The organism is Colwellia sp. M166 (assembly GCF_024585285.1).
In the GTDB taxonomy this organism is placed as follows: domain Bacteria; phylum Pseudomonadota; class Gammaproteobacteria; order Enterobacterales; family Alteromonadaceae; genus Cognaticolwellia.
This window is the reverse complement of record NZ_CP040755.1, coordinates 1346966-1361430: the sequence shown is the minus strand read 5'-3', so window position 1 is coordinate 1361430 and position 14465 is coordinate 1346966. Positions and strand designations below refer to the sequence as shown.

Genomic DNA, 14465 nt, shown 5'->3' with positions numbered 1-14465 from the left:
CATGTGTGGTATTGTTGGTATTGTCGGTAAAACACCCGTTGGTCAGGCTTTATATGATGGTTTAACGGTGTTACAACATCGTGGTCAAGATGCAGCAGGTATCGTGACTATTCACGATAATACCTTTAGATTACGTAAAGGTAACGGCTTAGTGAAAGATGTTTTTCATACTCGCCATATGTTGCGCTTGCAAGGCAATATCGGTATTGGCCATATTCGTTATCCTACTGCAGGTACGTCAAGTTCTTCAGAAGCTCAACCTTTTTATGCAAACTCACCATTTGGTATTTCATTAGCGCATAACGGCAATTTAACCAATGCTGATGAACTAAAGTTTTGGCTTAATACTGAGGCACGCCGTCATGTTAATACCACTTCTGATTCGGAGTTGTTGTTAAATATTTTAGGTCATGAATTACAAAAATCTGATCAACAAACACTTGACCCAAGTGATATTTTCACTGCCATTAGCAATGTTCATAAGCGTGTACGTGGTGCTTATGCAACGGTAGCCCTGATCGTCGGCTATGGCATGGTAGCGTTTCGCGATCCTAATGGAATTCGACCTTTAGTATTTGGTAAGCGCGAAACCGAAACCGGTATTGAGTACATGGTGGCTTCTGAGTCGGTAGCACTTGATGCCAACGAGTTTGAGTTTGTTCGTGATGTTGCGCCGGGTGAAGCTATTTTCTTTACTGAATCAGGAAAAATTCATAGTCAGCAATGTGCAGAAAATCCATCTTTTCATCCGTGTATTTTTGAATATGTTTACTTTGCTCGTCCGGATTCATCAATTGATAAGATTTCAGTTTATGGCTCTCGCGTTGATATGGGTAAAAAGCTAGGCGATAAGATTGCCAAAGAATGGGATGACATCGATATTGATGTTGTTATTCCTATTCCTGAAACATCGTGTGATACGGCGTTAGAAATTGCTCGTCACCTTAATATTCCATACCGCCAAGGTTTTGTTAAAAATCGCTATATTGGCCGTACTTTTATTATGCCAGGGCAAGAACAACGTAAAAAATCTGTGCGTCGTAAGCTTAATGCCATTGGTGCAGAGTTTGTTGGTAAAAATGTTTTACTTGTTGACGACTCTATTGTTCGTGGCACAACCTCGGGACAAATTATTGAAATGGCACGAGCTGCCGGCGCTAAAAAAGTGTATTTTGCTTCTGCAGCACCAGAAATTCGCTTCCCTAATGTTTATGGTATTGATATGCCAAGTGCAAACGAGTTGATTGCTCATGGCCGTGAACTTGATGATATTTGTCAGTTGATTGGTGCTGATAAGTTGATTTTTCAAACATTAGAAGATTTAGTTGCGGCGGTTTCAACCGCGAATCCAGATATTACTGAATTTGAAACCTCAGTATTTAATGGTGAGTATGTCACCAAAGACATAGATCAAGGCTATTTAGACCGATTAGACGCAATGCGTAATAATGAAACTAAAGAAACCTCAGATAAAAATGCCGATTCAATTATTGATATGCATAATGAAGGTGCTGAATAACTGATTAAATGTCAGTATTTTAAAATAAAAAAAACCGCTAATTAAGCGGTTTTTTTATACTTCTTTTAGTTAACTGATGTATTCAACCCCTAAACCCGAGTTGAAAACAATAGCACTTGCAGCCATAAGTGCGACAATAAGTACTAAGCCACAAGTGACTACTGAACTAGAATAAATAAAGCCTTTTTCTTCAGGAATATTCATCATAATTGGTACGCCGGAATAGAGTAAATATACCGAATAACATAACGCTGCTAATCCCGCGAGTACAACAAACCAAAGCACAGGAAAAAGGGCTGTTAATCCTGCCATTAACAGTGGTGTTGCAGCATATGCTGCTAATTCTAATGACTGAGTGAAGTCTGGTTTTGAATCAAAAGTTTTTGCCATCCATTGAATTAACACCGCCAGTGATAAAACTCCGAATATTAAACCTATATACAGAGCAGCAGACATAAATAGGGCGTTAGATTCGGTTAGTTTAATTGGGTCTCCTGCGCCTATTGTCCAACCGATATGAGCGGCGGCATAATAGCTACAAATTGCTGGGATTAGTGCAATGGTGAAAATATGCACCATAGAATACGTTAAACTTTCGTGGCGCTTCTCGATGGTTTGCCACTCTTTTTTAGGTGCAGTATAAAGCCCCCATATATGATTTAAGATCATGTTGTATACCTCTCTGTCCCCAAAAAATAATGCAGATATTAAGTCAAATTCTGCGGCTTTAGCTTCAAATCAACATTGTTTTTTTTATTGTTGATATTCTATTTATGTAAGATGGTAAGGGATTCGTCAAGAATTGATTGATATTTCGGCGAAAATAGTTTTTTTTAGCCATCTATCAGTCCGTTATAGAGGGTTTTATTTTAAAATGTGATCAACATACCTTAATACGAACAATTTTCATGATTTCTATTTCAAAACCTGCAATGGTTTCATTCGCAGGATAATAGGTAATATTAACCTGTTGGCTTTGTAATGATTTATAGCGTTTTTTTCTGCGGTATTTAAAAGGCACATCTAGGTCTTTTAACATGATGGTATTAAGGTACCAGTCATCGACTTCACGTTGCACATGTGAAACAACCGTTTGTTGTTCAGTATGGATAAGTGATTCGTGTTTATCTGTTAGTGATTTCGCGTCTGTTTTTTTCATCGTATTTTTCACTATATTTTGCTAAAAATAAGTAGCTTCCGTTAACGTATGAATGCAATATCATAACAAATAGTGAAAAAAAAATTTAGTTAAATGTTGCTTTTTAAAACAATTAAACAGTATTCTTAAAAAGAACCCTAAGTATTTAATATTATTTAATGATTACAGTTACTTGATGAGTCTTTGTGTCAGATAAATTTACAAATAAAAAAATCGACATTACTGCTAATTCTTACTTGATTGAAAATAAAAGCTATTTATTTGTTGGTATGGTTTATGCTTAATTAGCTGTAAGATAAGTGATAACGTTCACTTTTAGCATTTACCTTCAAATTTTATCGTGAAGGGATTAAAAGGAATAATAAGATGAAAAAAACAGTTTTTAAAGTACTAGCATTAGCCTGTGTGTTGTTATTCACCACAGTATCAAACGCGACACTAATAACCTTAGATGATCTTCCAGGCAATAACTTTAGAGTTGAAGCTAGTCCAATTTACTTTGAAGCTGGGTTTCAAATATCTGTTAGTTGTACTAATTGCGTTAATGTGATTAGTACGTTGAATGAGTCTGCTAACTTTTCTAATAGTAGTGAGGCAAAAGATTGGGGCGCCAACGGGCGCTTTCTTGAAACTTGGAATACTCAAGCCGTTTTTACCTTATCAGCTATTTCCGGACAAGCATTTGATTTCTTAGGCCTTGATATGGGTTGGTATAACAACAATACTGACATCGCTAGCTGGGAAATTATCAGTCTAGATGCCGCTAATAATCAAGTTGAACAATTAAACCTTTTTGGTAAAGGAAATTTTGCACTGTCTATGACCGGTGTTAATGCAATTCAATTGAGAAATATTGCTGGCTTTAGCTCATTCGATAACTTACAAGTATCTGCAGCTAATCAACCGGTAACCGTTCCTGAACCATCAACGCTTATTATTTTAGGCTTAGGTTTGATCGGATTAGCATCACGTCGAATTAAGTAACACTAGAGCCTGAACGCTTCGATTTTATAAAAAACACTAAGGGTCATCATTAGTGTTTTTTTGTTTTGGGCTGGTGAGTTTTTTAGTGGTCTTGCGTAATATATAAGCCGTTAAAAAGTTGCAGCTAAATGTGTTTAAAAATAAGCTTAAATTTTTGTGGTTTTTATTGATATGGTGTTGTCAGCGACCAGAGTATTTTACTACAGATTACTTCCTTGCTGTGAGCTGATACAGTTTATCTCTGGTTTGATAAGGTCATTAAACTTGAAAATTTTACTCTGCATTTTCTAACCTTATCAGCAGATAATACCAATTTTACAAAGCTCTGAGTGGGAACAAACTTAATAAACGTGGTATAAAACTTAGTAATTAAAATGTAGTTATTAAACCTTTGCATTATCAGCGGGTGAAATAAAGCTTTGCAGGAAAAGTGTACGAGGTTATTTTTTATATAGCTTTAATTTATTGCTATTTAACAATATATTACTATTTGATTTTAACCTTAAGTCACGTAGAATCGAAGCACTTTTTCTAAATCTGTTTGGCTAAATCGTTGTTATAATGCCCTCTAAAACTAGTTATTCGCCGGTACTTTCTTTTTTTCCTCGATTCATCGTCGCATTAACTCTATTGCAGTGTTTGGTATTAGCGATACATTCATCACCAACAACCAGTTCAATAATTCAGCGTATATTAACGCAAACAGTTGCTTTAATTCATGCAGCATTAGGCACATCATTTACCGTTAATGGTAATGTTTTAACTCATCAACCTAGTTTGCAATATGTGATTGTTGATAACGAATGCACAGGTTTAATGCTTTTAGCTAGTGTCTGCGCTGCTATTATTGGCTTTGCGCGTTCTGCGTTAAAGACATTGAAAATGATAACAATTGCTGTGATAATTTTGTCCATTGAAAACGTGATCAGGATCGCACATCTATTTTTCGAAATAAGACTACCGAACAATAATTTTGAGTTTTACCATTTATATGTCTGGCAGATAGTTAATTTTATCACCGGATTAGTCGTCCTTTTATTTCTAGAAAAAAAGTTTAACAATAACAGGGAACTTCATGAATAAAATTCTTCTAGCCGTATTATGTTGCTTTTGTGTTTTTTTTGCACCGCTCACTTTTGCCGGCGGTGGCGGTGGCGGCGGTGGAACAACGGGGGGCTCAAGTGTTCCTTCTTTACATATCTTAGTTCAGTTGTTTTTTGTGCTCTTGATTGCTCTCTGGTATCGAAAACCCAAATAGCATGCAAGTACTGGCATATTTTAAGGCAGCGAATAAATCTGAATTTAGGCAACAGTCACTCGAGTTGCTGTTAATACTCAGCACAGTAAGCCTTTTTTATTTAGCCTTTCCTACTAAGGGATACAGTAACCTAGCATGGTTTGCCCTTATTCCTGTTTGCATGGCATTAAAAAACCAAGATAGACGTCAAGCCTTTGTTACGGGATTTTTGGCCGCAACGTTAGGTTGGTTTTTCAGTATTTGGTGGGTAGTTCCTGGCCTAAGTAGCATTACCGCAAGTACACAAAATTTAATTGTTCCCTTTGTTTTATTGTATTGTTGTTTATCAGCATTGCCATATGCATTAGGTTGTTGGCTTCATGTTTATCTTAACTGTCGAGAAAGTGTTGTTGGGGCTTTGCTCTCGGCACTGAATTTTACGGTTTTAGTCAACTACACGCCACAAATATTACCAGGCAACTTAGCGCATGGCTTGTATAACAAACCGATGTTTATCCAAGCGGCAGATATTGGTGGGGTACCTTTAGTTTTCTTCATTATTCATAGTGTTTGCTTTTTATTGGCAAACGCTATAACGATAGACAAGACAAATAGTAAGCAAAAAGTCGCTTGCCTTTTACTTGCCATCATCGTGTTTTGTGCTAATTACGGCTATGGATATTTTAAAATAAATCAAAGTGATCCGGCTAATATAGCCACGAGTAAGCAAATTAAGGTTGCTATGGTACAACCTAATATTTCTATTGAAAACCGAACGAGAGACGATTGGCAGCAGTTAGCACCTGAGCTTATGACGATGATCCGCAACATCACTGAAAATGAAGCGGTTGATTTACTGATACTACCGGAACTTCCAGTGCCAGTCTCATTTCAATATTTTGACTTTGATAAAGATTTGTTGAATAAATCGCTACTAAATACCAAGCTTTTACTGACGGCTATTAAACCAATAGCTGGTACGTTAGATGATAGCAAAGGTTATTTCAATACCATGGAGTTAGTCGTTGATAATCAGCTTGAGCAACGATACGCAAAGCAAGTTTTGTTGCCTTTTGGTGAATATTTACCCTTTGAAGCTAACCTACCTTGGTTGAGGAAAGTTTTTCCTTACGCCCCAAATTATAAGCAAGGTAGTGCAAACATCTTATTTGAATTGCCCTTATCACAACAGAGCATTAAGTTTGTCCCACTTATTTGCTATGAAGCTGTATTTTCAGACACGGTTGGCCATGGAGTAGAAGCGGGTGGTGAACTGTTAATTAATTCGTCAAACGATGCTTGGTTTGGTAAAACAGCAGGGCAAAGTGTACATTTAGCGCTAAGTACATTTCGTAGTGTTGAATATCGAAAAAACCTCATTCGAAACACCAATAACGGTATTAGCGTTATCATTGACCCTTATGGTCGACAAATCGTCTCTTCAAAAATTACGCCGCATACCCGTGGTTATTCCGTCACTGCGTTAAATATTGTTGCTAATAATAGTTTTTATCAACAATTTCCGTACTTTATAAAATGGCTTTTCATCATTATTATGGCCTTTGCTGTCGTAGTAGTCCGAAATCGCAACATTAAAAACAGGCAAATAAATGCATAATATTGAAGAGAAATTACACGCGATATTCAGTGAGTATACCGATGAAGACTTTGCTGGTCTTACTGATGCTCAAACACTTGATGAAGTAGGTATCGATTCATTATCGACAGTTGAAATTATTTTTGATATTGAAGAAGCATTTGATATTAAAATTCCTGATGACAGTGTGTTAAATGCTCAAGGAAGCTCTTTAAGCTGCTATGCCGATATACTGGCACTGGTTAAAATATTGGTTAAAGAAAGGCAAGAAAATGTCTGATGCTATTGTCGTCAGTGGTATGGGCTGTATTTCCGCTGCGGGTAAAAATGTCGCTGAATTTTCATCAAGTATATTTCAGCCCTCATTAAGTAGCTGTATTAGTACAACAAATATTTTAAAACCCGATGAAAACATTTCCTTTCTTGCTGCGCAGGTAAAAGATTATGCCGCGAATGACTATTTTACTAAAAAAGAACTGAAGCTCTTAGACCGTTATGCACAATTTGCTTTGATCTCAGCAGAGCAAGCAATAAAAGATGCTAATTTAGTGTTTGACGCTAGCAACCAACAACGAAGCAGTGTTGTGCATGGCACCAGTATTGGCGGGCAAGAAACTATTGAGCATGCTTACGCTGAGCTATTCGAACAAGGTAAATCGAGAACTCACCCTTTTACAGTACCTAAGCTTTTACCCAGTTCGGCGACTGCGCATATCGCGATGAAATACGGTATTAAAGGACCAACCTTTGCTACTTCCTCTGCATGCTCATCTTCAGGTCATGCCATTGCTATGGCTGTTTTAATGCTACGTAGCCACTTAATCGATTATGCCATTGTCGGCGGTGCTGAAGCATGTCTTAGTAAGGGTAACTTTTATGCTTGGAACGGCTTACGTGTATTATCTAATGATGCTTGTCGACCTTTTTCAAAAAACCGTAGTGGCTTAGTGATGGGAGAAGGAGCCGCTAGCTTAATTTTAGAACGCGAAAGTACGGCTAAAAATCGTGGTGCCACCTTATACGCCAAGCTAGTTGGCATTGGCATGAGTTCTGATGCTTACAATATTGTTCAGCCGTTAGCCGAGGGTGCAGAATCTGCTATGGCTGCCGCGATAAGTGATGCAGGGCTGAATGCCGCTGACATTGGCTATATTAATGCGCATGGCTCTGGCACAATACAGAATGATAAAACGGAATCTGAAGCCATATTGTCGGTGTTTAAGGATAGCGGTATAGCACCACTTGTTTCTTCAACTAAAGGCACTCACGGGCATATGCTTGGTGCTGGTGCTGCTTTAGAGTCAATAGCAGCAATACTTGCATTAAGAAAACAAACAGCACCTGCAACCTGTAATTTTGATGAAAAAGATCCTCTGTGTAATATTAATCTTGTTGTTAATAGTAAAGTAAACGCTAATTTATCGCATGTGATGAGTAATTCATTTGCTTTTGGTGGTTTGAATACATCGTTAATTTTTCAGCTAGCGGATAGGCAATAATAGACAATAGCGAGTTTTCTCTGGCGTTGTTTTTCTGTGGTTTTGATAAAGCATTTTTATCAAATGCTTACGGGAGAGTTGAGATTCTATCTTATTGATATTTTTCATCGCTGATATCGCCAATTTTGACTGGTTAGCAATAGTCGAAGATACTCCAGTATCAAATTAAGACTATTGTTTTTTGCTAAAAATTGCCTCTTAGATCATTGCTGCTTTATGGTAAAATGCAGCAATGTTCATAAAAGATAACTTTTACTCATGTTAAACTCACCATCATCATCATCATCATCATTATTATTACCGATTAAATCTTTCCTCAAATGTGAAACCCCGCAAGCTTGGCTCGATGAAGCTGCCAAAAAAGAAAACCTATCAGTAATATTAATCGATCATCTGATCTGTGAGTTAAAAGCCGCGCAATCGGCAATGTTCTTAATTCGTAAATATGCCGTTGATAAAATCAGTGGTGATGCACTGTTAGCTTGGCTACAACCATTTGAAACGCTTATTTATAAGCGAGAAGGTGACTGGCGTGATCTGGCGGCTAAAAATAAATTGACTAAAGCAGTGATTCCTAAATCTGACTCTTTTTATGGGCAAGACCTGATAGATAAAATGGTGTTATTAATTAAAGAAGAGTTACATCATTTTTATCAAGTACTGGAAATGATGGCTCACTATGGCATTGAATACCGCAGTATCACGCCATGTCGTTATGCTAAAGGGATGTTAAAGCATGTTAAAACCTTTGAACCTGATGCACTTATCGATAAACTTATTGTTGGCGCCTATATTGAAGCGAGATCTTGTGAGCGTTTTGCAAAGCTGGCACCTCATGTTGATAAACGCTTAGGTGATTTTTATATTTCATTATTACGCTCTGAAGCACGACATTATCAAGACTACTTAACGTTAGCGAAAGAAATCGCTGGACCAGAGCAAAGCGCTAAAGTTGATAGTCGAATTGCTTTTTTTGCTGAAGTTGAAGCTGATTTAATCACCAGTACAGATACTGATTTTAAGTTTCATAGTGGAATGCCTGTAGAGTGAACTCAATGCAGGTAGTAATTTTTCATACTTATTGTTAAGTAATAACTGATAAAAACTCCTTGTTAAGGTTTTTCATTCTCTTCATAAGTCGATAGTATGTCATCTTAGCTTGGAGCTATTGCTAAATGGATAATAAATTAATTCGACGAGTTTACATCGTATTGTTGACTTATGCGTTACTCATTCCACATCATATAATAAGGAAAATAATTAATGCGCACTATGATTGCATTGGTTGCAGCGGTAGCTAGTTTATCTGCTTGCCAACCTAACAGTTCATCACAAACAGCTACCCAAGAGCCAACCGTTGTCGAAGCCACTAAAACCGTTGTAGAAAGTAAAGCTAATGAATCGAAACGATTAAATGAATGGTTTGCGGTTAAGTATGAAGAGCAATTACAAAGCAGCCCGGTCATGCTGACATTTCTAGGTCGTAAAGAGAAATACGACCAAATGAATGATATGACAGAAGCTTTTGAACAAGAGCAATTAGCATGGCAAGCAGCCAGCGTTGCTGAGCTAACCACTAATTTCGATTATAACAATTTAACTTCAGAAGCTAAGATTTCATATGATATTTGGCTGTATCAATATCAACAAGCAAAAGCAGGCGCGAAGTTTAATAACAATAATTATATTTTCACTCAATTTAATGGTATTCAAGCTTTTGCAGCACAGTTTTTAATTAACTTTCATCAAGTTGATGAACTCAGTGATATGCAGGCCTATGTTAAACGTATTGCCGGTGTTAGTACGGCTATTGATCAATTACTGGTACGAGCAAAAGAAAATGCGGCCTTTGGCACTCGCCCGCCTAAATTTGCTTACGAAGGCGTTATTGAGCAGGCAAGCAATCTTATCACAGGCCGACCATTTACTGAGGATGAAGCGGCGGTTGACTCGCCACTGTGGATGGATGTACAAAGAAAAATAACAGGTTTAGTTGAGGCTAAAAAAATCACCAAAGAACAGGCAGAGTCTTTAGAATCTGACGCTAAAAAACAATTGCTTGCAACATTTTTACCGAGCTATCAGGCATTAATTTCTTGGTTCGAAAGTGACATTGTTAACAGCAAAAGTAATCCTACGGGCGTGGCAACTCAAACGAATGGTCAAGCGTTTTATAATCATATGATTAACGCATCAACAACCACTGAATTATCTGCAGGTGAAATTCATGCCATTGGGGTTAAAGAAGTTGCGCGTATCACCAATGAGATGATCGCGATTAAAGAGCGTGTTGGTTTTGATGGTGATTTACCGGCATTTTTTAACTTCATTAAAACCGACGAGCAATTTTTCTATCCAAATACTGATGAGGGACGTCAAGGCTATATTACCGATACAGAAACTTACTTAGGCTTTATCAATGAGCAGTTACCTAAATATTTTAGCCTTTTACCTAAGGCTGACTTAGTGGTTAAACGTGTAGAAGCATTTAGAGAGCAAGATGGTGCAGCGCAACATTACAGTTCTGGTACACCAGATGGTAGTCGCCCTGGTGTTTATTACGCACATTTATCTGATATGACAGCGATGCCAAAAAATGAAATGGAAGGTGTTGCCTACCATGAAGGGAATCCAGGGCATCATATGCAAATATCGATTGCTCAAGAGCTAACATCGATACCACAGTTTCGCACGCAAGCGAATTTTACCGCTTACAGTGAAGGTTGGGGCTTGTATGCAGAACAATTAGCGAAAGAGATGGGTGCTTACCAAGATGACTACTCTGACTTCGGCCGTTTAGTTAATGAAATATGGCGGGCAGTTCGCTTAGTGGTTGATACTGGCTTACATGCACAAGGCTGGACTGAAGAACAAGCTATCGCTTATTTTAAAGAGAAAACACCGATTGCCGAAGAAGCGATTGTTTCTGAAGTACGTCGATACTTAGTGCTACCGGGGCAAGCTACTTCATACAAAATTGGCATGTTAAAAATTCTTGAGTTGAGAGAAAGTGCTAAAAAAGCTTTAGGAGAGCGCTTTGATATTCGCGGCTTCCACGATACCGTACTCGGTGGTGGCGCTATGCCATTGGCTATTTTAGAGCGCAGAGTGAATGACTGGGTAAGTAGTCAAATGGCTAAGTAAAGTTGAATTTTTTTATTTGCTCTGAAAATATTGCCTTTATATACGCTGTTCGCATACCTGTTATTCGGAACTCAGGTTCAGTAGTAATGATGTAGTTTACCTGCAGTACGAACAAAAATGCCTAAACGAAAGTTTAGGCATTTTTATGTTCAGGATGAACGGTATATCGCGAGCGCATGGATGCGCAGGAGCGTGTATGTTCAGGATGAACGGCCATTTTTTGTTCCCGAAAAAAACTAGGTACCTGTGTCACTGTAGGCAGTATCGCGAGCGCATGGATGCGCAGGAGCGTGTTTATCCAACGTGGTAAATATTAATCATTCGAATGGACTATCTAGCAACTCCATACTATCAGGGGTGACTTTTAGCCAAGCACCTTGCTCATACCAATCACCTAATACAATTCTTTGTGCTTCTTCCCCATTTGCTTTTATCTCATGCACTGCAGGGCGATGAGTGTGGCCATGGATTAAAATTTGACTTTGATGTTGCTCTAAACAGTGAATAACTTCACTTTCAGTGACATCCATAATATCTTGTGATTTCATCGCAGTAGCTGTGGCACTTTGATTGCGATAGTTGTTCGCGATTTTACGTCGAACAAATAGCGGTAAGCTTTTTATCATCGTTTGCCACCACCAACTACGTGATTTCTTACGAAAAGCTTGATAACCAACATCGCGTGTACATAAAGTATCACCGTGCATAATTACCACTGGCTTGTTGTATAAATCTATTAAGGTGATTTCAGGAAGTAGTTCCATACCCGATTGCTTAGCAAAGCGTTTGCCGAGTAAGAAATCACGATTGCCATGAATGAAATAAATTTTACAACTCAGCGTTGATAATTTTTTTAGCGCCTGGGATATTTCGACAATAAAAGTACTGTCATCATCATCACCGACCCAATATTCAAATAAATCACCCAAAATATATAAAGCTTGTGCTTTTGGCGCTTCATTTTCTAAAAATGATAAAAAACAGGCCGTAATATCGGGCCTGTTTTGGGCAAGATGTAAATCAGCAATAAAATATGTTAAAGCTGATTTATTACTTGAATGAGAAATTTCGCTCATAGCGTTAGCGGCGGTAATATAAAATTACGCGACGATTGTTTCTTCGATTAAAATTTCTTCTTTTGGTACGTCATCGTGAAAACCCATACGACCGGTATCTACTAGCGTCATTTTGTCGACAATGTCCATGCCTTCAACTACTTTAGCAAATACGCAGTAGCCCCAGCCTTGCACGTCTTCACTTTTGAAGTTAAGGAAGTCGTTATCAGCTAAGTTAATGAAAAATTGTGCTGATGCTGAATGTGGGTCTTGAGTACGTGCCATAGCTAAAGTGCCACGCGCATTGCTTAAACCATTATTTGCTTCATTTTGAATTGATTCACGACTATCTTTTTCGTCCATACCTGAGGCGAAACCACCACCTTGCGCCATAAAACCTTTAATAACACGGTGAAAAATCGTGCCGTTATAAAAGCCATCTTCAGCATATTGTTGAAAGTTTTTTGCCGTAACAGGGGCGTTATCAAAATCTAATTCAATTTTAATATCGCCTAAGGTTGTTTTAAATGTGATCATTTTTTTACTCATAAATCTAAAGGAAGTGTAATTAGGCAAATTGTAACCCAATAAAAGAAAGATTTCTCGGCAAAATTTATCAGCAAATACCTTTAGGTTAATGATTCATACCAATACTTCGGGTACAATTGCGATAATTCTCATGTTGAGAATACAACCCTTTAATCAAGTATTGATATTACATAGGAAAAATCGTCATTATGTTGCAGATTTATAATACCTTAAGCAGGAAAAAAGAAGTTTTTAAACCAATCACTTCCAACAAGGTAGGCTTATATGTTTGTGGTATTACTATTTATGACCGTTGCCATATTGGTCATGCGAGAACCTATGTTGCCTTTGATATTATTGCCCGTTACTTTAAGTACTTAGGTTACGACCTAACACATGTGCGTAATATTACTGACGTTGATGATAAAATTATCCAGCGCGCTAATGAAAATGGTGAAAGCTGTGAAGCTTTAACTTTACGCATGACCGAACAGATGTATCAAGATTTTGATGATCTCAATATTATGCGTCCTGATATTGCCCCTACCGTAACCGGACATATGGATGAAATTATAGCCTTAGTTGTGCGTCTTATTGAACGCGAACATGCTTATGTTGCGAGCAATGGCGATGTGATGTTTGATGTCAGTAGTTATAAAGATTACGGTAAGTTGAGTTTACAAAATTTAGATATGTTGCAATCTGGCTCTCGTGTTGATATCGATGAAGCTAAACGTAATCCATTAGATTTTGTACTGTGGAAAATGGCTAAGCCAGACGAGCCTAGTTGGGATTCGCCATGGGGCAAAGGCCGACCAGGTTGGCATATTGAATGTTCCGCGATGAATAGCAAACACTTAGGCGAGCACTTTGATATTCATGGTGGTGGCTCTGATTTACAATTTCCACATCACGAAAACGAGATTGCGCAATCATGTTGTGCCTTTGATACACCTTACGTAAATTATTGGATGCACGGCGGTATGGTGCAAATAAACAAAGAAAAGATGTCAAAATCTTTAAATAACTTTTTTACTTTGCGTAGTGTACTCGATAAATATGATGCTGAAAGCGTGCGTTTCTTTTTAACCTCAAGTCATTATCGTAGCCAATTAAATTACTCACAAGATAATTTAACCCAAGCGCGAGCAAGCTTAGAGCGACTTTATACTGCCTTGCGTGATGTAACACCTATTAAGGTTGAGTTAACAGGTAATGAATACGTTCAGCGCTTTGAAAAAGCTATGGACGATGACTTTAACTGTCCTGAAGCCATGCCGGTTTTGTTTGAACTAGCAAAAGAAATCAATCGCCTCAAAGCAAGCGATATTGAAGCGGCTGGAAAGCTAGCTTTTATTCTCGTTTCGCTAGGAGAAGTGTTAGGGATTGCTCAAAATTCCCCTGAAGACTTTTTACAAGGTAGTAATGACGATAGTGATGATGTTGCTGAAATAGAAGCTTTGATTAAACAGCGCAATGACGCACGTGCTAACAAAGACTGGACTATGGCTGATGATGCTCGTGACAAATTAGCGGCTTTGAACATTATTTTAGAAGATAGTGCTGGCGGTACAACGTGGCGTAAAGGTTAGGGCGCTAGCAAAACGGTTCGTTATCGTTACCAACTAACGAACCTATAGCGCTAATTTGAGTAAGCTGACTTTTACTCAAGCAATTCTCTTTTGATGGCAAACTAACGGTACTTGCAAGCTGTTAACTCGGGCTATGCTATAAGTTTTGATT

Annotated in this window: 14 protein-coding genes; 10 read left to right on the top strand and 4 right to left on the bottom strand. The window is 38.0% G+C overall.

The window, feature by feature from the left end:
* The first annotated feature begins 1 nt into the window (after window position 1).
* The gene (gene purF / locus FGD67_RS06115) at window positions 2–1519 is read left to right on the top strand and encodes an amidophosphoribosyltransferase (protein WP_257174161.1); all 1518 of its coding nucleotides are present in this window, start codon (window positions 2–4) and stop codon (window positions 1517–1519) included.
* 69 nt (window positions 1520–1588) lie between these two features.
* Here purF and FGD67_RS06110 read toward each other — a convergent pair whose 3' ends face one another.
* On the bottom strand, window positions 1589–2188 hold the full coding sequence (locus FGD67_RS06110) for a Yip1 family protein (RefSeq protein ID WP_257174160.1): 600 nt from the start codon (window positions 2186–2188) through the stop codon (window positions 1589–1591).
* 211 nt (window positions 2189–2399) lie between these two features.
* The gene (locus FGD67_RS06105; protein ID WP_257174159.1) at window positions 2400–2678 is read right to left on the bottom strand and encodes a hypothetical protein; all 279 of its coding nucleotides are present in this window, start codon (window positions 2676–2678) and stop codon (window positions 2400–2402) included.
* A 366-nt stretch (window positions 2679–3044) separates the two neighbouring features.
* On the opposite strand from FGD67_RS06105, the gene FGD67_RS06100 reads away from it, so the two are divergent.
* The 8 genes from FGD67_RS06100 to FGD67_RS06065 all read left to right on the top strand — a co-directional run bounded on the left by FGD67_RS06100 (window position 3045) and on the right by FGD67_RS06065 (window position 11139).
* Entirely contained in the window at window positions 3045–3662 is a 618-nt protein-coding gene (locus FGD67_RS06100) for a PEP-CTERM sorting domain-containing protein (protein ID WP_257174158.1), read from the top strand.
* 561 nt (window positions 3663–4223) lie between these two features.
* A complete protein-coding gene (locus tag FGD67_RS06095; RefSeq protein WP_257174157.1) occupies window positions 4224–4745 on the top strand; it encodes an archaeosortase/exosortase family protein in 522 nt (173 codons plus the stop codon).
* The gene (locus FGD67_RS06090) at window positions 4738–4920 is read left to right on the top strand and encodes a hypothetical protein (RefSeq protein ID WP_257174156.1); all 183 of its coding nucleotides are present in this window, start codon (window positions 4738–4740) and stop codon (window positions 4918–4920) included. The genes FGD67_RS06095 and FGD67_RS06090 overlap by 8 nt, the downstream gene beginning before the upstream one ends.
* Complete coding sequence (lnt, locus tag FGD67_RS06085; RefSeq protein ID WP_257174155.1) at window positions 4892–6517, top strand: apolipoprotein N-acyltransferase; 1626 nt, start codon at window positions 4892–4894, stop codon at window positions 6515–6517. Before FGD67_RS06090 ends, lnt begins: the two co-directional genes overlap by 29 nt.
* Window positions 6510–6776, top strand: a complete 267-nt coding sequence (locus FGD67_RS06080; RefSeq protein WP_257174154.1) for an acyl carrier protein — start codon at window positions 6510–6512, stop codon at window positions 6774–6776. Before lnt ends, FGD67_RS06080 begins: the two co-directional genes overlap by 8 nt.
* Window positions 6769–7995, top strand: coding sequence for a beta-ketoacyl synthase (locus FGD67_RS06075; RefSeq protein ID WP_257174153.1), 1227 nt, complete (start codon window positions 6769–6771; stop codon window positions 7993–7995). Before FGD67_RS06080 ends, FGD67_RS06075 begins: the two co-directional genes overlap by 8 nt.
* 258 nt (window positions 7996–8253) lie before the next feature.
* Window positions 8254–9045, top strand: a complete 792-nt coding sequence (locus FGD67_RS06070) for a tRNA-(ms[2]io[6]A)-hydroxylase (protein WP_257174152.1) — start codon at window positions 8254–8256, stop codon at window positions 9043–9045.
* A 213-nt stretch (window positions 9046–9258) separates the two neighbouring features.
* Window positions 9259–11139, top strand: coding sequence for a DUF885 family protein (locus FGD67_RS06065; protein ID WP_257174151.1), 1881 nt, complete (start codon window positions 9259–9261; stop codon window positions 11137–11139).
* Window positions 11140–11456: 317 nt separating this feature from the next.
* Here FGD67_RS06065 and FGD67_RS06060 read toward each other — a convergent pair whose 3' ends face one another.
* Together FGD67_RS06060 and FGD67_RS06055 are read right to left on the bottom strand one after the other, a co-directional pair.
* A complete protein-coding gene (locus FGD67_RS06060; protein ID WP_257174150.1) occupies window positions 11457–12215 on the bottom strand; it encodes a UDP-2,3-diacylglucosamine diphosphatase in 759 nt (252 codons plus the stop codon).
* Between the two features lie 24 nt (window positions 12216–12239).
* On the bottom strand, window positions 12240–12731 hold the full coding sequence (locus FGD67_RS06055; RefSeq protein ID WP_257174149.1) for a peptidylprolyl isomerase: 492 nt from the start codon (window positions 12729–12731) through the stop codon (window positions 12240–12242).
* A 200-nt stretch (window positions 12732–12931) separates the two neighbouring features.
* Between FGD67_RS06055 and cysS the strand changes: the two genes are divergently transcribed.
* Window positions 12932–14314 carry a cysteine--tRNA ligase gene (cysS, locus tag FGD67_RS06050; protein ID WP_257174148.1) on the top strand — a complete coding sequence of 461 codons (1383 nt, stop codon included), beginning with the start codon at window positions 12932–12934 and terminating at the stop codon, window positions 14312–14314.
* The last annotated feature ends 151 nt before the right edge of the window (window positions 14315–14465 follow it).

Excerpts from the sequence above, each read along its gene's own strand:
- purF (WP_257174161.1), top strand. The coding sequence starts at position 2 with ATGTGTGGTATTGTTGGTATTGTCGGTAAAACACCCGTTGGTCAGGCT.
- FGD67_RS06110 (WP_257174160.1), bottom strand. The coding sequence starts at position 2,188 with ATGATCTTAAATCATATATGGGGGCTTTATACTGCACCTAAAAAAGAG.
- FGD67_RS06105 (WP_257174159.1), bottom strand. The coding sequence starts at position 2,678 with ATGAAAAAAACAGACGCGAAATCACTAACAGATAAACACGAATCACTT.
- FGD67_RS06100 (WP_257174158.1), top strand. The coding sequence starts at position 3,045 with ATGAAAAAAACAGTTTTTAAAGTACTAGCATTAGCCTGTGTGTTGTTA.
- FGD67_RS06095 (WP_257174157.1), top strand. The coding sequence starts at position 4,224 with ATGCCCTCTAAAACTAGTTATTCGCCGGTACTTTCTTTTTTTCCTCGA.
- FGD67_RS06090 (WP_257174156.1), top strand. The coding sequence starts at position 4,738 with ATGAATAAAATTCTTCTAGCCGTATTATGTTGCTTTTGTGTTTTTTTT.
- FGD67_RS06080 (WP_257174154.1), top strand. The coding sequence starts at position 6,510 with ATGCATAATATTGAAGAGAAATTACACGCGATATTCAGTGAGTATACC.
- FGD67_RS06075 (WP_257174153.1), top strand. The coding sequence starts at position 6,769 with ATGTCTGATGCTATTGTCGTCAGTGGTATGGGCTGTATTTCCGCTGCG.
- FGD67_RS06070 (WP_257174152.1), top strand. The coding sequence starts at position 8,254 with ATGTTAAACTCACCATCATCATCATCATCATCATTATTATTACCGATT.
- FGD67_RS06065 (WP_257174151.1), top strand. The coding sequence starts at position 9,259 with ATGCGCACTATGATTGCATTGGTTGCAGCGGTAGCTAGTTTATCTGCT.
- FGD67_RS06060 (WP_257174150.1), bottom strand. The coding sequence starts at position 12,215 with ATGAGCGAAATTTCTCATTCAAGTAATAAATCAGCTTTAACATATTTT.
- FGD67_RS06055 (WP_257174149.1), bottom strand. The coding sequence starts at position 12,731 with ATGATCACATTTAAAACAACCTTAGGCGATATTAAAATTGAATTAGAT.
- cysS (WP_257174148.1), top strand. The coding sequence starts at position 12,932 with ATGTTGCAGATTTATAATACCTTAAGCAGGAAAAAAGAAGTTTTTAAA.